We start from the raw sequence: 16790 nt of genomic DNA on the forward strand, positions 1-16790 counted from the left end.
TCAGAGCAGGGCCAGAACCTCGTCACTGGCCTCGAAATTGGTGGTCACGCGCTGCACGTCGTCATCGTCCTCCAGCGCATCCACCAGTTTCATCAGCTTCTGCATGCCCTCGAGGTCAAGCTCGGTCGTGGTGCCGGGTTGCCAGATCAGCCGGGTCGATTCGCTTTCGCCAAGCTGCGCCTCGAGCGCGGCGGCCACCTCGCCCAGATCGGTATCGGCGCACAGGATCACATGGCCGTCCTCGCTGCTTTCGGCATCCTCGGCGCCGGCCTCGATCGCGGCCATCATCACGGAATCGGCGTCACCCACGGCGGCGGGATAGCGGATCTCGCCCTTGCGCTCGAACATGAAGGCGACCGAGCCGGTCTCGCCGAGATTGCCGCCATGCTTGGTGAACAGCGACCGCACGTTCGACGCGGTACGGTTGCGGTTGTCGGTCATCGCCTCGACGATCACCGCCACGCCATCGGGCCCATAGCCTTCGTAGCGGATTTCCTCGTAATTGTCGCCCTCGCCGCCCTGCGCCTTCTTGATCGCGCGCTCGATATTGTCCTTGGGCATCGAGTTGGCCTTGGCCTCCTTGACGGCGAGGCGCAGGCGGGGATTCTTGTCGGGATCGGGATCGCCCATCTTGGCCGCGACGGTGATCTCCTTGGACAGCTTGGAGAACAGCTTGGCCCGCACCGAGTCCTGGCGGTTCTTGCGGTGCTGGATGTTCGCCCATTTCGAATGGCCTGCCATGGAACCCTCTTCGACGGCTGTTTTCGACGCCCCGCTCTATAGGCCAGCGCGCCGGGGCACCGCAAGAGCGCGCCGGGCCGGGGCAAGGTGGCATTCGCTTGTCAGGGACGCCCATTCGGGCTATCCCCCCAGTTCGTGCCGCAGGGCGCCGGGGAGACGATGCTCGACCAGATCAAGACCCGCTTCGAGGCGGTCGTTCGCCGGATGAGCGACGCTTTCGACGGCGACATCTCGACGCCCGCGGGACGGTTTGCGGCGTTCTGGCATTTCCAGATCGTTGACCATGCCTTCCTGCGCATCTTCTGGACCAACCTGCACCAGGTCGCACCGGGCGCGTGGCGGTCGAACCAGCCCGATGCGCGGCGGCTGCGGCGCTATCGCGACATGGGCATCCGCACCGTGCTGTCGCTGCGCGGCGACCGGGGGTCGAGTCATTTCCGTCTCGAGGACGAGGCCTGCCGCGCGCTGGGGCTGACGCTTGTCAGTCGGCGCATCCGCGCCCGCAAGCTGTCACGCCCGGCAGCCCTGCTGGCGCTGCTGGACCAGTTCGAAACCATCGAGAAGCCCTTCGTGATGCATTGCAAGTCGGGATCGGACCGGACGGGGATCGCCGCGGCGCTCTATCTGCTGCATATCGAGGGCGCGACACTTGCCGAGGCGCGGCGCATGCTGCACTGGCGCTTCATCCATTTCCGTAGCTCGGCCAGCGGTGTGCTGGATCAGATGCTCGACGCCTACGAGGCCGACACCATGACCGACCCGATGCCGATCCGCGACTGGATCGCGACGCGCTACGACCCGGCCGCAATCAAGGCCGCGTTCCGCGCGCGCCGCCACCGGAGCCGCTGAGCGATGGACGCGCAGCACGACAGCCGACCCATCGTCCGCTGGCTCTGGCGCGACTATCTGCGCCGACACATCTGGATGATCGGCGCGGCGATGGCGCTGATGACCCTAGAAGGCGGCACGCTGGGCGCGCTGAGCTACCTGTTCAAGCCGATGTTCGACACCATCTTCATCGCCGGGAACCGCGACGCGATCCCGCTGGTGGCGGGCGCGGTGATCATTCTGTTCCTGACGCGCGCGATTGCGGGTTTCGGGCAGCGGCTGCTGATGGCGCGCGTTGGGCTTTCGGTCTCGGCGGCACTGCAGCGCGATCTTGTCGGCCACATGCTGACGCTGGACAGCGTCTGGTTCCAGAAGACGCCGCCCGGCAACCTGATCGAACGGGTGCGCGGCGACACCATGGCCGCGGCGAATATCTGGAACACGGTCTTCACCGCCGCGGGGCGGGACGCGGTGGCGCTGATCTCGCTGTTTGCGGTTGCGGTCTCGATCGACTGGCTCTGGACGCTGATCGCGCTGGCGGGCGTGCCGCTTCTGTTCGGCCCCATCGCCGCCCTGCAACGCTGGGTGCGGCGTACCACGCGCGCCGCACGCGAGGCCGCCGCCTCGATCTCGAACCGGCTGGACGAGACGTTTCACGGGGTCACGACGATCAAGCTGAACCGGCTGGAACATCGCGAGGATGTCCGCTTCGCAAAGACGGTGGACGGCTATGTGCATGTCCAGATCCGGTCCGAGGCCGGGCAATCCGGCATCCCGGCGCTGATCGACGTGGTGGGCGGGATCGGCTTTGCCGGTGTTCTCGTCTTCGGCGGCATGCAGATCATCGACGGCGACAAGACGGTGGGCGAGTTCATGGCCTTCTTCACCGCCATCGCCCTTGTCTTCGAGCCGCTGCGCCGTCTGGGCCGCGTTTCGGGCGCCTGGCAGGCCGCGCTGGCCAGCCTCGAGCGGCTTTTCGCGGTGTTTCAGGAACGCCCGACGATCCTGTCCCCCGCCCAGCCCGGCACCCTGCCCGCCCCCGGCGGCGACTGCGACATCGTTCTGGACGATGTGCACCTGGCCTATGGCGATGCGCCCGCGCTGAACGGGCTGACGCTGACCGCGAAGGCAGGGCAGATGACAGCGCTGGTGGGGCCGTCGGGCGCGGGCAAGTCCACCGTCTTCAACCTGCTGACCCGGCTGGTCGAGCCTCAGCGCGGCCGGGTTCTGGTGGGCGGCGTGCCGGTGGATGCGCTGCCGCTGGCGGAGTTGCGCGACCTGTTCTCGGTCGTCACGCAGGAGGCGCCGATGTTCGACGAGCCGCTGCGCGACAATATCTGCCTTGGCAAGGACGTGTCCGAGGCGCGGCTGGCCGAGGTGGTCAGGGCCGCCCATATCGCCGATTTCCTGCCCGCCCTGCCCGCTGGACTGGACAGCCCGGCCGGGCCGCGCGGCTCGAACCTGTCTGGCGGCCAGCGCCAGCGCGTCGCGATCGCTCGCGCGCTGTTGCGCGATGCGCCGATCCTGCTGATGGACGAGGCGACCTCGGCGCTCGATTCCCAGTCCGAAAAGATCGTGCAGGAGGCGCTGGGGCAGCTGTCGCAGGGACGCACGACGCTGGTGATCGCCCATCGCCTTGCCACGGTGCGCAACGCCGACAGGATCGTGGTGATGGACAAGGGCCGCGTGGCCGAAGAGGGCACGCATGACGAGTTGCTCGCCCGGGGCGGACTGTATGCCGGGCTCTACCGTCTGCAATTCGCCTCGGAAGGCTGAGAACGGGCGCTATATCCGAAGGAACACCCAGCGAAGGAGACGCGCATGCAGGGCGAGGCCGCCAGCGACCGGACGGTTCTGAAGATCACCGGCGAGGACCGGGTGGCGTTCCTGCAGGGGCTGGTCACCAATGACGTTCGCCAGATCGACGGGCGGCTGGTCTATGCCGCGCTGCTGACGCCGCAGGGCAAGTATCTGGCCGATTTCTTCCTTGCCGGGACCGAGGACGCGATCCTGATCGACGTCAAGACCGGGATCGCCGAGGCGCTGATCCGGCGGCTGTCGATGTATCGGCTGCGCGCAAAGGTCGGGATCGAACCTGCCGGGCTGCATGTGCTGCGGGGCCTTGGCGCGCCCCCGCCGGGCGCCTTTCCCGACCCGCGCGATCCCGCGCTTGGCTGGCGGGCCTATTCCCCGGTTCCCGGTCCCGAAGGCGCGACCGACTGGGACGCGATCAGGGTGGCGCACTGCATCCCCGAGACCGGGATCGAGCTGGTCCCCGACGACACCTATATCCTCGAAGCCGGGTTCGAGCGGCTGAACGGCGTCGATTTCCGCAAGGGCTGCTATGTCGGCCAGGAAGTCACCGCCCGGATGAAGCACAAGACCGAGCTGAAGAAAGGGCTGGCGACCGTGCGCATCGACGGCGCGGCGCCGGTGGGCACGCCCGTGATGGCCGGCGAAAAGCCGGCGGGCGTGCTGTTCACGCAGGCGGGCGGCCGGGCCATCGCCTTTCTCCGCTTCGACCGCGCGGCGGAGCCGATGCGCGCAGGCGCGGCGACCGTCACACTGGACGATGGCTGACCGGAACGCGATCGGCGCGCTTCTGGGCATGCCGGTCGCGGGGATCGTGCCGCTGCACGGGGGAAGCCTGTCGCAGGTGGTGCGGGTGACACTGACGGACGGGCGCGTTGTCGTCGCGAAATCCGGTCCGCTGGTCGCGCGCGAGGCGCGGATGCTGGCGGCCATGGCGCAGGCCGGTGCCCCCTGCCCGGCCGTGATCGCGCTGCTGGGCGATCTGCTGGTGATCGACCATCTCGACGAGGTGCGCGCGCATCCCGCGGGCTGGGCCGCGCTGGGCGCGGCGCTGTCGCGGCTGCACGCGGCCCGGGGGGCGGGCTATGGCTGGGACGAGGATCATGCCTTCGGCCCGGCGGCCATCCCCAACGCGCCCTGCCCCGACTGGCCCGGCTTCTGGGCCGAACGGCGGCTTCTGGCCTGGCCCGGGGCGCTGCCCGCCGACATCGCCGCCCGGGTCGAGCGGCTGGCCGCGCGCCTGCCCGACCTCTTGCCGCGCCACCCCCCGCCCGCCTTGCTGCATGGCGATCTGTGGGCCGGGAACGTGCTGTTCACGCAGCAGGGCGCCGCGCTGATCGACCCGGCCTGTTACCACGGTCATGCCGAGGTGGACCTGGCCATGCTGCACCTGTTCGGCCGCCCCGGCGCGGACCTTGCCGAGGCCTATGGCCCGCCGGAGCCCGGCTGGCAGGCACGCCGCCCGCTTTATCAGCTCTGGCCCGCGCTGGTGCATCTGCGGCTGTTCGGCGGCGGCTATCGCGGCATGGTCGAGGGATGCCTGGAGGCGGTCGGGGCCTGATCCCGGCGCGCGGCGCCAGAAGGTTAACACGGGGTTGAACGCGAAACCCGTACCCCCATATCTAGGCGTTAAGAGGGCCATCCGGCGACAATATCATGTGTGGTTTCAGCCTCACCCATGCGCTATACGCATGGGAGGCATTCGAAAACGGAAATACCGAATCGATGTAAAACCGTCATATTCAGCCGCACGCCCGAAACGCAAGAGCAAGAATAAAAGGACGACGAGATGGCCGATTTCGTTGATGGCACCGCTTTCAACCATGAACAGGGCAACCGTGCCCGGAAATTGTTCGCTGCGGTGGTGCTGGCCGCGCTGGACGATGCGATCGCGGATGACAAGAAATATGGGAACGGACCCGAACAGATCGCCCGCTGGGCGCGCTCGCGCGATGGGCGCGAGGTGCTGTCCTGCGCCGGGATCGACCCGAACGAGCGCGTTGTGACCGGGCTTATGGACTTCGTGGCCCGCGGCGTACGCACCTCGGTCGCATTGTCGCGCGAGGAAAGCGAACGCCGCCAGGCCCAGGAGGCCGAAGCGGCCTGAAGGTCAGCCTGATCGCGACCAGGACGCGCCCTTCGGGGCGCGTTTTTCTTTGGCCGGGATCTGGCCGGGCAAGGGCCGCGCGCCCTATTCCCTCTCCCGCACTGTCAGCGCGCGGCTGATCTCGCGGCGCACCAGCTTGCGCACGTTCTGCGACATCCGTTCGCCAAGATCGCCCTCAAGCTCCTGCCGGACGATCGCGGCCACCAGATCGCGCAGGGCCTCTTCGTCCAGAACCACGCCCGGCCCGGACATGCCGCCGCCCCGCGGCGATCCATCCGGAAGACCGGGCGCCGACCCGGCCGGGACAGGGGTGGACCAGCCGGTGGCCGCCACAAGCGTCTCGGTTCCATCGGGTTCCCACTCGTCATCGCAGCCCGCAAAGGCGGCTTCGAGTTCGGCGATCCGCTGCTCCAGACTGGACGTTTCGGCGGCGACCGGGCCCGGCCCGGACGCAACCGGCGGCGAACTTTCGCGACCGGCGCCCCCCCACGCCCCCGGCGCGTCATCCCCGGCGGGTGGACCGACACGCTGCGCTTGGGTCAGGATCAGGCGCTCCGGCGCGTCGGCCGCCCGCGCGCCCGCCAGTCCCGGAGCCTCGTCCGTGACGATACGGCGAATCGATGACATCACGTCATCCTCGTCGCGATGAGGGGCGCCTTCCGACATTGGACCAGCGGGGCCTGTTGCTTGCTATCCGGATACAAGCCTAGCGGGATGCAGCCCCCTAGACAACAACCCCGGCTTCGTCAGTTCCGCCCGATCCGTTCGAGAACCTTGTCAAGCTGCTTGCCCTGGATGCTCTTGGCAGGCGCGTTCGAGACCGCGTTGTAATAGGCGCGCGGATCGTAGGTCGGAATCCCAAGGCCCAGATGCTCGGCCGTCAGCAGCCCCATCGAGGACAGTACGCGGTAGATCGCGACATACTGGGTCGCCTCGGCCTGCACCCGGGCGGTGCGGGCGTCCAGAAGCTCCTGCTCGGCATCGAGCACATCGAGCGTGGTGCGCGCGCCCAGCCGGGCCTCCTCGCGCGTGCCCTCGAAGGCAAGCTCGGCAGCGGTGATCTGCTCCCCGGTCGCGGCGAGCTGGGCGCGGGCCACGGCGAGGCTGGACCAAGCATTGCCGACCTCCTCCTCGACCAGCCGTACAGTCTGCAACAGCCCCGCACGCGCCTGCTCGATCCCGGTCCGGGCCTGACGCTCGGCGGCGTAAAGCCCGCCGCCCTGATAGATCGTCTGGTTCAGCGACAGCCCGACCGTGCCGTATTCGCCGCCATCATCCTCGGCCACGACCCCGGCACTCGCCGTGATGCTGGGCCGCATCGCCGCCTTGGCCCGGCCGAGATTGAGTTCGGCCACGGTCACGTTGTGCTGCGCGCGGGTGATGTCGGGATGGGTCTTGACCGCAATCGCGCGGGCCGCATCGGTGCTTTGGGGCAGTGCCGGAAAACGCGGAATGCCGCTGAGTACGCCGGGATAGCGGCCGATGGCGCGCTTGTAGGCCTCGCGCGCGACAGCAAGGCTGCCCTGCGCCGCCACGAGGTTCGAGCGCGAGGCGGCCAGCCGCGACTGGGCCAGCGAAACATCGGTGCGCGTCACCTCGCCCACCTCGAAACGGTCCTCGGCGGCGCGCAGTTGCTGGGTGATAAGCCGCACGTTGTTTTCGGCCAGCGACACGTTCTGAACCGCCGAGAAGACATCCATATAGGCCCGCACCGCCGATAACAGCACATCCTGCTCGACACCGACCAGCGCCGCGCGGGTGGCAAGGACCGACTCCCGCGCCGCGTCGATCGCCAGCCGGTTATTGCCGCCGTCGTAAAGCGTCAGCCGCGCGGTCAGTTCGGCCTGCGCGCTGGAGGAATACTGCCCCTGGCTCGGGCTGCGGGTATTGCCGTCCTGGTAGCGGCCGCTGATCGCGAAGTCGATGATCGGCCGCAGCGCCGACACGGCGCGGGCGACATCTTCGTCGGCGGCACGCAGCACCGCGCGGTTCTGGTCCAGCAGATGCGAATTCTTGTAGGCGTCGATCAGCGCGTCGGTCAGCGTCTCGGCGCGCGCGACCGCCGCCCCCATGACCAGCGCCGCCGACAGGGCCGCGCCACCCAGCACTTTCAGGAAACTGCTCATCTCTGTCTCGCCTCTTTGTTGTCCGCGTCCTCATTGCCGTCTCGGGACGCGGTCATGTGGTTCAAGGGCCCTAAAGCTGGAATTCCGGCGCGCGCGCGAACCCGGGCAGGACCGGCGCGCTTGCATTGAACAGAAAGCGCCAGCTGACATCGCCGCCGACCTTGCGGCCGATGCGCACGACACCCAGGCTGCCCTCGACGAAGATCGCCACGATCCGCCCGCCCTCCTTGAGCTGGTCGAGGATCGCCGCGGGCACATGCTCGACCCCGCCCTCGATCACGACCGCGTCATAGGGACCATGGCGCGGCGCGCCCTCGGCCAGCGCGGCCCGCTCGACGGCCACGTTGTCCGCCCCCTGCTCGGCCAGCAGCGTCTCGGCCTCCCGGGCCATCGCCGCATCCTCCTCGACCGCGATCACCGCATCGGCCATGCGGGCGATCACGGCCGCCGAATAGCCAAGCCCGCAGCCCAGATCCAGCACCAGATCGCCCGGACCGGGGGCCGCCGCCTCCAGCATCTTGGCGAAGCTGCGTGGCTCCAGCACCGTGCGGCGGGGGCCAAGCGGGAGGTTCTCGCCGATATAGGCCGCGCCGCGCAGGCCCGCAGGCACGAATTCCTCGCGGGGGACAGCCAGAAAGGCAGCGATGATCGGCAGCCGCGTCACGTCCGAGGGCCGGATCTGGGTATCGACCATGGCCTCGCGAAGGGCGTCGTAATCGGGCATGCGGCTGAACTCTCCGGTTCGAAATTAACCTGAAACGGTGATGCCACATAACCCCCGCTGCGGCAATGCCCTGGGGCAGGTCGCGGGGCGGCACTATGGCGGACGGGAAACACCCGGTGCGCGGCAGGCGTCAGGCAATCTTCGGCAATCCGCGCCCGCCCGGCCAAGAACGCATCCCGGCACGCACGCGCAAGCGAACCCGCAAGGGGGGCACAGACACCGCATACGCACCGACAGGGCCGTGCCGCGCGTCACGAAAAAGGGCGCCACCGGCGCCCCTTCCGTCGAAACCCGGCATGCGGCCAGGGATCATGCCATCTCGGTCACTCGCGGCACCCAGTCATGGCCCGCCCGCCCGCGGTAGAAGCCGTTGACGAAAGGCGCCTCGATCCCGAGCTCGCGCAGACGCGCCTCGCCCTCTGCCACGTCGATCCGGCCCGCCAGCACGTCGTCGAAGGCCCGCGTCACCACGATCATGTCGCAAGTATGCGGCATCACCCGGAAATGCGTGACCCCGATCGCGCGCATGTCGTCGATATCGGCCATCAGGTCGAGATAGCCGTAACTCAGCGTCTGGATGCCGTTGATCGTCAGGAACGGCTTTTCGTCCATGGTCATCAGCGTCATGCCGTCCGGGTCGTCGCCGCAGACGAACTGGCAATTGTCCTTGGTCCGCTCATGCGCGCGGGCATGATAGCAGCGTGCCGACAGCGCCAGCGAGGCCCGGCCAAAGACCTGCACCTCGACGCCGACGCCCAGTTCCCGTGCCTTTTCGCCCAGCCGCGCGATGGCCGCGCGCGGCAATTCGGGCAACAGGCTGAAATGGGTCGCGCCCTGGCCCGCCAGATAGGCCATGGTGTCCTCGTTATAGACGTTCAGCAGCCCGCCGATCCGGTGCGGCCGGTCCTTGAGGTGCAGAAGTGCGGCGGTGTTGTTCACCTCCAGATCGCGCCCTTCCTGCTTGGACCACTCCATCAGGATGTTGCGCTCGCGCTTGATGACCACCTCGGAGAAGGAGGAATAGACCACCGTCTTGCCCGCGCGTTCCAGCCGCTCGGCGACCGCCGGAAGGTGGACATCGTCGAAGAACGGCGTGCGCTTGGAACAGATCACCTCGCCCAGATAGACGGTCGAGACCGGGCTTTCATCCGCGATCCGGTTGTAGAAGTCGATCCGCTGCTCGGCCGGCCAGTGAAACAGGTTCGGCCCCAGGGTCAGAGACGGGTTCATGCCGTCACCTCCATTTCTTGGTCTTGAGCGCGCCCTCGGTCTGCTTCTGACCCTCGGTCAGCGCGACGAGATCGGCGAGCCTGGGCTCCTGGCCGGCCATGATCGAATCGACCGCCTCGCGGAAGGCGGCGACCACCTTCTTGACATAGGCGCGCGAGCGTTGGCGGCCCTCGATCTTGAAGGCATGCACCCCCGCATTGATCAGGTCGGGCAGCATGGTCGAGGCGTTCAGGCTGATCGGTTCCTCGAAGGCGTAATAGCCGCCGTCGCGGGCATCGCATTTGTAGCGGCCCTTGCAGATCGTCGGGTAGCCCGCGGTTTCCTCGGGTCCGAAGCGGTCGATCATGTAATCGCCCAGGATCGTCGACATGCTGCCATCATCGGCGCGTTCGTATTTCACGCAGGCCGCGGGCGAACAGGCGCCGTCCATGTTGGTGGACTGGCCGGTGACATAGTTCGTCAGCGAACACCGCCCCTCGACCATCAGGCCATGGTTGCCGAAGATGAAGGTCTCGACCTCGCAGGGGATTTCCTTCAGCAGTCCCCGGATCTCGCTGACGGTCATGATGCGCGGCAGCACCACGCGTTTCACGCCGAATTCGCGGACGTAATACTCGATCGCCTCGGGCGACGAGGCGGCGGCCTGCACCGACAGATGAATGCGCAGGTCCGGGTAGGTGTCGCGGATATAGGCGGCCACCGCGATATCGGCGACGATGCAGGCATCCGCGCCCAGCCGCGCCGACAGGTCGACCATCTCCTTCCACAGCTCGACCTTGCCCGCAGGCGGGAAGGTGTTCAGCGTGATCAGGACCTTGGTGCCGCCGTCATGGGCGTAGCGGATGGATTTCTCCATCTCCTCGGGGGTGAAGTTCAGCCCGACGAAATTGCGCGCGTTGGTGGCGTTCTGATAGCCGCAATAGACGGCATCCGCGCCCGCATCCACCGCCGAGCGCAGCGCGGCAGGCGTGCCCGCGGGGCAGATCAGCTCGGGCTTGACCATGGCGTTCATCACTTGGCCCCTTTCCGTTTCTGGGCATTCTCGGCGGCGCGGCGCAGGGCGTTCAGCGCGGCGCGCCCGGGCGGGCCGAACATGTCGGCCACGCTTTCGGCAATCGGATCGTCCACATCGTCCAGCGCATTGCGCAGACAGACCACCGCCTCGGTATCGCCGGTCACGATCAGATCGCGCGAGAAGAACAGCGCGTCGCCATCCTGCTCGGTATCCATCAGCGTCAGCAGGTCAAGGAACTTGCCCGAGATCCGCGCGGCATGCGGCGGCGGGTTCCTGCGGCCGACGGCACGGAAATCCAGCGCCTCGGGGTCGGGGCGCAGATACAGCATGAACGGGATGTCCACCGGGTCGATCAGGAAATAGGCATGCCGGTGCGGACCCAGACGGTCGAACATGTCGGGGTTCTGCACCGCGATCCGGTGCACGATCCGCTTGAGGATGGGGTTCAACAGGAAAAGCGGCAGCGGCGGCGCGAAAGGAAAGCCGCCGGGGCCGCCACCAAGGCGCGAGGACTGGGGTTCGGATGTCATGGCGTGGTCGTTACAGGAGTGTTCGGGCGAAGGACTTGACCTACGTCAAACCCCCCGGGCTGTCCGCGCCACGAATTGTCACAGGCGCGGCATGACACCCGGAAACAGCCCGTTTCCCGTCCCGCGCGCCCCGATCACATCGCCGCGAGGCGTCGGGTTCAGCGATCGAAGGGCAGATCGAAGAGCGGGCGGCAGGCCATCTGGCCATGCAGCGGCAGGAAGTTCCGCCCCGGCCGGGTCACGCCCATCGTCAGGCTGTCGGGCAGCGCTTCGGCGGCAGCCCGCAGATCCGCATCGGGCGAAACGGTGAAGACAGCGCTGGTCCGCCCGGGGCGCGTGGCGCTGGGGCCGCGCGGAGCGGCAAGATAGATCCGCCGGTTGGCGGGCACGCGCAGTTCGTCCCGCGCAAATTCGGACGCCGCGCACCACAGATCCGCCCCGGAATCGCCCGCCTGGGTGAACACCTCGAACTGTCCGGGGATCGCAGGGTCGGGGACCACGAGGTTGCCGCGGAAGGTGCGGATCGCGCCGGGGGCGTCATTGGGGCCGACGGGGACGCAGGCGGTCAGGGCAAGGACGGTGCAGAGCGTCAGGGCAAGGCGCATGGGCGGTCTCCGGGGCGCGCGGCCGGGGCCTGTGTGGCGAGGATAGTCCGCACAGGTCGATCCGGCAAGGATCGGCCCGGCGCAAGCGTGCCAAGGGCCGTAGGGTGGGTGAAACCCACCGATGGCCGGTCGGGGTGGGGTGTGCGGTGGTGGGTTGGTGCAGACCCTACGCCTATTATCGGCAATCAAATCACAGCAAGCGCTTCCTCAGGCGTAACCGCCATTAGACCAAGGGCTCGCAGGCTTTGCCCATTTGTCTGAAAGTCCCTTGTATTCATGGAGATGAAGAGATCGCGGTTTTCTTCTATGTGGCAATAAGCAGAGTGAACGTCACACCAAGCATTCCGGAACCTTGCGAACTCTGGACCGGCGAAATCGTCGCCGCTCGGCTCGCCGTTCTTGGCGGACCATTCTTCAACGAAGAACTGAAGGTTGGGAAACATGATGTGCCATAGTTCTTCGGTGAGGCGTTCGTAAACCTCTTGATCTACCCAATAAAACCGATCCCAGAAAGTTAATCCCCACACACCCGGTGTCGGCAGGCGCGGCAAGTCTTCCCAGCCGAGCTTTTCCAATCGGCCCTCAAACAGATCATACGATCCAGGGAAGCCGCGAGTGCCTCGCATATTCTCCGATGCAGAAGTCTGCAACAAGGCAGTTTGTACCTGCCCTGCCCTATGGAGAGTAACCAATTCCTCCAAATGCCGACCCTGCACTTCGCCGTTTTCAACCGCGAGAACGCAATTCCAATCGAGAGTGAGTTTCTTCAACGCGCCAGCCGTTCAGCCATCACTGATCCAGGAAACTCCGCAACTTCCGCGACCGGCTCGGATGCTTCAGCTTCCGCAGCGCCTTCGCCTCGATCTGGCGGATGCGTTCGCGGGTGACGCTGAATTGCTGGCCCACTTCCTCCAGCGTGTGGTCGGTGTTCATGCCGATGCCGAAGCGCATGCGCAGCACGCGTTCCTCGCGCGGCGTGAGGGAGGCCAGAACCCGGGTCGTGGTTTCCTTCAGGTTCTCCTGAATGGCCGAATCCAGCGGCAGGACCGCGTTCTTGTCCTCGATGAAATCGCCAAGCTGGCTGTCCTCCTCGTCGCCGATGGGGGTCTCCAGCGAAATCGGTTCCTTGGCGATCTTCATCACCTTGCGAACCTTTTCCAGCGGCATCTGCAGCTTTTCGGCCAGTTCCTCGGGCGTCGGTTCGCGGCCGATCTCGTGCAGCATCTGGCGGCCCGTGCGCACCAGCTTGTTGATCGTCTCGATCATGTGGACGGGAATGCGGATCGTGCGCGCCTGATCGGCGATCGAGCGGGTGATCGCCTGGCGGATCCACCAGGTCGCATAGGTCGAGAACTTGTAGCCGCGGCGGTATTCGAACTTGTCCACCGCCTTCATCAGGCCGATATTGCCTTCCTGGATGAGATCCAGGAATTGCAGCCCGCGATTGGTGTATTTCTTCGCGATGGAAATCACCAGCCGCAGGTTCGCCTCGACCATTTCCTTCTTGGCCTGCCGGGCTTCCTTTTCGCCCTTCTGCACCTGGTTGACGATGCGGCGGAATTCCTGGATGTCGACGCCGACATATTGACCGACCTGCGCCATCTCGGCGCGCAGGTCCGCCACTTTCGGGCCCGAGCGTTCGGCGAAAGCCTGCCAGCCGCGGCCCGCCTTGTCGCCCATCCGCTCCATCCAGTGCGGATCAAGCTCGTGGCCGCGATATTCCTCGATGAATTCGCGCCGGTTTATGCGGGCCTCGTCGGCCAGCTTCACCATGGCGCTGTCGATCTGCATGATCTTGCGGTTGATGCCGTAAAGCTGGTCGATCAGCGCCTCGATCCGGTTGTTGTGCAGGTGCAACTCGTTCACCAGCACGACGATCTCGGCGCGCAGCTTCTGATACTCGGCCTCGTCGCGCGGCGAGAATTGCAGCGCCTTGTTCAGCGTGGCCTGGATGCGCTTGTCCTGGATCTGGGACAGCTGGACATAGTCATGCGCGATCCGGTCGAGCGTTTCCAGAACGCGCGGCTTCAGCGCGGCCTCCATGGCGGCCAGGCTCATATTGGCCTGTTCGTCGTCCTCGTCCTCGTCCTCGCGCCGGATCGGGTTGCCATCGGCGTCCAGTTCGGGCTCGGACTCGGATCGGGCCGACGGGCCGGTGCCGGAAGCGGTCTCGACGTCCAGCCCCCCGACAACTGGCTCGTCCTCGTCGCCCTCGACCGACCGGCCGAAAGTGGCGTCAAGGTCGATCACGTCGCGCAGCAGGATGTCCTCGTTCAGAAGCTCGTCGCGCCAGATCGTGATCGCCTGGAAGGTCAGCGGGCTTTCGCACAGCCCCGCGATCATCGTGTTGCGCCCGGCCTCGATCCGCTTGGCGATGGCGATCTCGCCCTCGCGCGACAGCAATTCGACCGAGCCCATCTCGCGCAGATACATCCGCACCGGGTCGTCGGTGCGGTCCAGCGTCTCGGACTGGCTGGTGGCGACGGCAACCTCGCGCGAGGACGAGGTTTCGACCACTTCGGTCGAGCCTTCCTCGGGGTCCTCGGCATCCTCGTCGGAATCGATCACGTTGATGCCCATCTCGGACAGCATCGACATGACGTCCTCGATCTGTTCCGACGACACCTGTTCGGGCGGCAGGACCTGGTTGAGCTGGTCATAGGTGATATAGCCGCGCTCCTTGGCGTCGGCGATCATCCTCTTGACCTGGGCCTGGCTCATGTCGAGCGAGATCTCGGCATCCTGCTCGTCGGTCTTGCGGTCGTCGGCGTCTTTTGCTGCCATGGAGTGCTCCTTGCGGGGGAGGCTGATTCGTTCGGGCCGTTGAACCCGACTCATTAGCGCGAATCATCGGGAAGGCCACCCGATTCCCCTGATGTTGCTGACGTTTCCCGGTCAACTGCGCCCCGAATGCGTCGCTTTCCCCGGCTGTAGTCGATTCGGTCCAGCAATTCGGCAAAGGCATCCTTCTCGTCGCGGCTGATCCGGGCGCCGTTCGGGCCGATCTCGTAATCGGTGCGGTCCTCGCTCTGCCTGCGTCCCGCGCGGTTGCGCGCCTCGGCCGCCTGGCCCAGGCGCCAGGTCAACCCCTCGTCGGCCAGACCCTGAAGATCGTGCATCGCTTCCTCGATCTCCCGTTCCGCGCCCCGTGTCGCCGACAGCTTGGCCAGTTCCTCGGCCAGGCACAGCGCCGCCTTGGCGGCATCTCCGGGGTCGCGGATCGGCGGGGCTATGCGGACATGGCCGAGGGCGAACAGCTTTTCAAGGGGCTCGCGGCCGACACGGGCCTCGATCGCGGCGCGAAAGGCGGCGGGGGCGGCGCGGGGCGCGGCATGGGCCTCGGCCACCAGCGCGGCCAGAAGCCCCGCATGCTCGGCCGCACCACACTCCAGCCGTTCCAGTTCGCTCTCGAATTCGGGGATCAGCGCGGGATGCGCGATCAGCGTCGCCAGGATCACCGCCTCGCGCAGGTCTTCCTCGAACCGCGCGGGGGCCGCGACCAGCGCGGATCCGCGGGTGCTGGAGCGCGGCGCGGCGGGGGCCGGGCGGCCCTTCCATTCGCCCTTGCGGGCGGGACCGCGGGCGGGGCGGAACAGTTCCCAGCGCAGGCGGTTGATCTCCTCGCCGTAATGGCGCCGCAGCGAGGGGTCCTTGATCCGCGACAGCGCCTGCCGCAGGTCACGGTCCAGCGCGGCGCGGCGCTCGGGGCTGTCAAAGGACTTGCCCTCGGTCTCGCGCTCCCACAACAATTGCACCATCGGGCGCGCCGCCTCGATCAACCTGCCCATGGCCCCCGCCCCGCCGCTGCGGATCACGTCATCGGGATCCTTGCCCGGCGGCATCAGGGCAAAGCGCAGCGCATGGCCCGCCTCCAGCAGCGGCAGCGCCAGGTCGATCAGGCGGCGCGCCGCACCGATCCCCGCCTTGTCGCCATCGAGTGCGATCACCGGCTCGGGATGGATGCGCCAGAGCAGGCGCAATTGCGCCTCGGTGATCGCGGTGCCCAGCGGCGCGACCGCCGCGCCGAACCCCGCCTCGACCAGCGCGATCACGTCCATGTAGCCCTCGGCCACGATCAGCGTCTGGCCCTTGCCCGCCGCCTCGCGCGCGGGGCCGTGATTGTAGAGGTTCAGCCCCTTGTCGAACAGGTCGGTCTGCGGCGAGTTCAGGTATTTCGCGCTGTCCGCCGGGTCCATCGCGCGCCCGCCGAAGGCAATCGCGCGTCCGCGCGCGTCGCGGATCGGGAACAGGATGCGGTTGCGGAACACGTCATAGGGCGTGCCGCCGCGGTCGGACGGACGGGCAAGCCCCGCCCCCAGGATCAGGTCCTCGGCCACGCCCCGGCTGCGCAGATGCTCCCACAGCCCCTGCCAGCCCGGCGGGGCAAAGCCGATCTCCCAACGGTCGCACGCCGCCTCGCCCAGCCCGCGCCGGTCGAGATAGGCCCGCGCCTCGGCCGCCGCCCCGCTGCGCAACTGCATCCGGTAATGGCGCAGCGCCTGCTCCATCACCTCGGCCAGTTGCGTGCGCCGGTCGGCCTTTTGCTGCGCCTGCGGATCGCGGGCAGGCATCTGCATCCCCGCCTCGCGCGCGAGGATCTCCACCGCCTCCATGAAGCCGACATTCTCGGTCGCCTGCACGAAGGACAGCGCGTCGCCCTTCGCATGGCAACCGAAGCAGTAATAGAATCCCTTGCGGTCATCGACGTGGAAGCTGGCCGTCTTTTCCTGGTGGAACGGGCACGGCGCCCACAGGTCGCCCTTGCCCTGGTTCGACTTGCGCTGGTCCCACATGACCTTGCGGCCCACGACCCCGGCCAGCGAGACACGGCTACGCAATTCGTCGAGGAATCCGGGGGGCAGGCTCATGCCCGACAATATCGGGTGCGCGCCGGGTCCTGTCCAGTCGCCGCGCGCCCGGAACGGGCGCGCCGGGCCCAACGCCTTGCGCGGCCCGCAAGGGCGGCGCAAGGGGGCGGGAGCGCCCGGCCATGGTCCGCATCGGATCCCCCGCCAGGGCAGCGGGGCCGAATCGGCTCGTCCGGTCGTCGGGATACGGACCCGGCCGACATG

16 protein-coding genes are annotated in these 16790 nt (G+C 67.3%); 5 read left to right on the forward strand and 11 right to left on the reverse strand.

Going from position 1 to position 16790, the window contains the following annotated elements; all coding sequences use genetic code 11:
• Complete coding sequence (locus EV216_RS00380; protein ID WP_132693080.1) at positions 1–741, reverse strand: YebC/PmpR family DNA-binding transcriptional regulator; 741 nt, start codon at positions 739–741, stop codon at positions 1–3.
• Positions 742–900: 159 nt separating this feature from the next.
• Between EV216_RS00380 and EV216_RS00385 the strand changes: the two genes are divergently transcribed.
• The 5 genes from EV216_RS00385 (at position 901) to EV216_RS00405 (ending at position 5488) form a co-directional block, all read left to right on the forward strand.
• The gene (locus tag EV216_RS00385) at positions 901–1590 is read left to right on the forward strand and encodes a tyrosine-protein phosphatase (RefSeq protein WP_132693081.1); all 690 of its coding nucleotides are present in this window, start codon (positions 901–903) and stop codon (positions 1588–1590) included.
• Positions 1591–1593: 3 nt separating this feature from the next.
• Entirely contained in the window at positions 1594–3345 is a 1752-nt protein-coding gene (locus EV216_RS00390; RefSeq protein WP_132693082.1) for an ABC transporter ATP-binding protein, read from the forward strand.
• 45 nt (positions 3346–3390) lie between these two features.
• Positions 3391–4149 (forward strand): CAF17-like 4Fe-4S cluster assembly/insertion protein YgfZ, encoded by a 759-nt coding sequence (ygfZ, locus tag EV216_RS00395; RefSeq protein WP_132693083.1) that lies wholly within the window; start codon positions 3391–3393, stop codon positions 4147–4149.
• Positions 4142–4942, forward strand: a complete 801-nt coding sequence (locus tag EV216_RS00400) for a fructosamine kinase family protein (protein ID WP_132693084.1) — start codon at positions 4142–4144, stop codon at positions 4940–4942. Before ygfZ ends, EV216_RS00400 begins: the two co-directional genes overlap by 8 nt.
• A 228-nt stretch (positions 4943–5170) precedes the next feature.
• Positions 5171–5488, forward strand: coding sequence for a DUF6280 family protein (locus EV216_RS00405; RefSeq protein WP_132693085.1), 318 nt, complete (start codon positions 5171–5173; stop codon positions 5486–5488).
• 84 nt (positions 5489–5572) lie between these two features.
• Here EV216_RS00405 and EV216_RS00410 read toward each other — a convergent pair whose 3' ends face one another.
• The 10 genes from EV216_RS00410 to dnaG form a co-directional block, all read right to left on the reverse strand.
• Entirely contained in the window at positions 5573–6115 is a 543-nt protein-coding gene (locus tag EV216_RS00410; protein WP_243641917.1) for a hypothetical protein, read from the reverse strand.
• A gap of 119 nt (positions 6116–6234) precedes the next feature.
• On the reverse strand, positions 6235–7614 hold the full coding sequence (locus tag EV216_RS00415; RefSeq protein ID WP_132693087.1) for a TolC family outer membrane protein: 1380 nt from the start codon (positions 7612–7614) through the stop codon (positions 6235–6237).
• Between the two features lie 70 nt (positions 7615–7684).
• Positions 7685–8338 (reverse strand): protein-L-isoaspartate O-methyltransferase family protein, encoded by a 654-nt coding sequence (locus EV216_RS00420; protein ID WP_132693088.1) that lies wholly within the window; start codon positions 8336–8338, stop codon positions 7685–7687.
• Positions 8339–8647: 309 nt separating this feature from the next.
• Positions 8648–9568, reverse strand: a complete 921-nt coding sequence (gene ubiV, locus EV216_RS00425; protein WP_132693089.1) for a ubiquinone anaerobic biosynthesis protein UbiV — start codon at positions 9566–9568, stop codon at positions 8648–8650.
• A 4-nt stretch (positions 9569–9572) separates the two neighbouring features.
• On the reverse strand, positions 9573–10571 hold the full coding sequence (ubiU, locus tag EV216_RS00430; protein ID WP_132693214.1) for a ubiquinone anaerobic biosynthesis protein UbiU: 999 nt from the start codon (positions 10569–10571) through the stop codon (positions 9573–9575).
• Between the two features lie 8 nt (positions 10572–10579).
• Complete coding sequence (gene ubiT / locus EV216_RS00435; RefSeq protein ID WP_243641918.1) at positions 10580–11113, reverse strand: ubiquinone anaerobic biosynthesis accessory factor UbiT; 534 nt, start codon at positions 11111–11113, stop codon at positions 10580–10582.
• A 158-nt stretch (positions 11114–11271) separates the two neighbouring features.
• Positions 11272–11718 carry a hypothetical protein gene (locus tag EV216_RS00440; protein WP_132693090.1) on the reverse strand — a complete coding sequence of 149 codons (447 nt, stop codon included), beginning with the start codon at positions 11716–11718 and terminating at the stop codon, positions 11272–11274.
• A 185-nt stretch (positions 11719–11903) separates the two neighbouring features.
• On the reverse strand, positions 11904–12488 hold the full coding sequence (locus EV216_RS00445) for a hypothetical protein (protein ID WP_132693091.1): 585 nt from the start codon (positions 12486–12488) through the stop codon (positions 11904–11906).
• Positions 12489–12507: 19 nt separating this feature from the next.
• Positions 12508–14502, reverse strand: a complete 1995-nt coding sequence (gene rpoD, locus EV216_RS00450; protein WP_132693092.1) for an RNA polymerase sigma factor RpoD — start codon at positions 14500–14502, stop codon at positions 12508–12510.
• A gap of 53 nt (positions 14503–14555) precedes the next feature.
• Positions 14556–16586, reverse strand: a complete 2031-nt coding sequence (dnaG, locus tag EV216_RS00455; RefSeq protein ID WP_132693093.1) for a DNA primase — start codon at positions 16584–16586, stop codon at positions 14556–14558.
• Positions 16587–16790 lie beyond the last annotated feature (204 nt).

This window comes from Rhodovulum steppense (genome assembly GCF_004339675.1).
GTDB lineage: Bacteria > Pseudomonadota > Alphaproteobacteria > Rhodobacterales > Rhodobacteraceae > Rhodovulum > Rhodovulum steppense.

Coding starts and splice junctions, on each gene's coding strand:
- EV216_RS00380 (WP_132693080.1), bottom strand. CDS start 741: ATGGCAGGCCATTCGAAATGGGCGAACATCCAGCACCGCAAGAACCGC.
- EV216_RS00385 (WP_132693081.1), top strand. CDS start 901: ATGCTCGACCAGATCAAGACCCGCTTCGAGGCGGTCGTTCGCCGGATG.
- EV216_RS00390 (WP_132693082.1), top strand. CDS start 1,594: ATGGACGCGCAGCACGACAGCCGACCCATCGTCCGCTGGCTCTGGCGC.
- ygfZ (WP_132693083.1), top strand. CDS start 3,391: ATGCAGGGCGAGGCCGCCAGCGACCGGACGGTTCTGAAGATCACCGGC.
- EV216_RS00400 (WP_132693084.1), top strand. CDS start 4,142: ATGGCTGACCGGAACGCGATCGGCGCGCTTCTGGGCATGCCGGTCGCG.
- EV216_RS00405 (WP_132693085.1), top strand. CDS start 5,171: ATGGCCGATTTCGTTGATGGCACCGCTTTCAACCATGAACAGGGCAAC.
- EV216_RS00410 (WP_243641917.1), bottom strand. CDS start 6,115: ATGTCATCGATTCGCCGTATCGTCACGGACGAGGCTCCGGGACTGGCG.
- EV216_RS00415 (WP_132693087.1), bottom strand. CDS start 7,614: ATGAGCAGTTTCCTGAAAGTGCTGGGTGGCGCGGCCCTGTCGGCGGCG.
- EV216_RS00420 (WP_132693088.1), bottom strand. CDS start 8,338: ATGCCCGATTACGACGCCCTTCGCGAGGCCATGGTCGATACCCAGATC.
- ubiV (WP_132693089.1), bottom strand. CDS start 9,568: ATGAACCCGTCTCTGACCCTGGGGCCGAACCTGTTTCACTGGCCGGCC.
- ubiU (WP_132693214.1), bottom strand. CDS start 10,571: ATGGTCAAGCCCGAGCTGATCTGCCCCGCGGGCACGCCTGCCGCGCTG.
- ubiT (WP_243641918.1), bottom strand. CDS start 11,113: ATGACATCCGAACCCCAGTCCTCGCGCCTTGGTGGCGGCCCCGGCGGC.
- EV216_RS00440 (WP_132693090.1), bottom strand. CDS start 11,718: ATGCGCCTTGCCCTGACGCTCTGCACCGTCCTTGCCCTGACCGCCTGC.
- rpoD (WP_132693092.1), bottom strand. CDS start 14,502: ATGGCAGCAAAAGACGCCGACGACCGCAAGACCGACGAGCAGGATGCC.
- dnaG (WP_132693093.1), bottom strand. CDS start 16,586: ATGAGCCTGCCCCCCGGATTCCTCGACGAATTGCGTAGCCGTGTCTCG.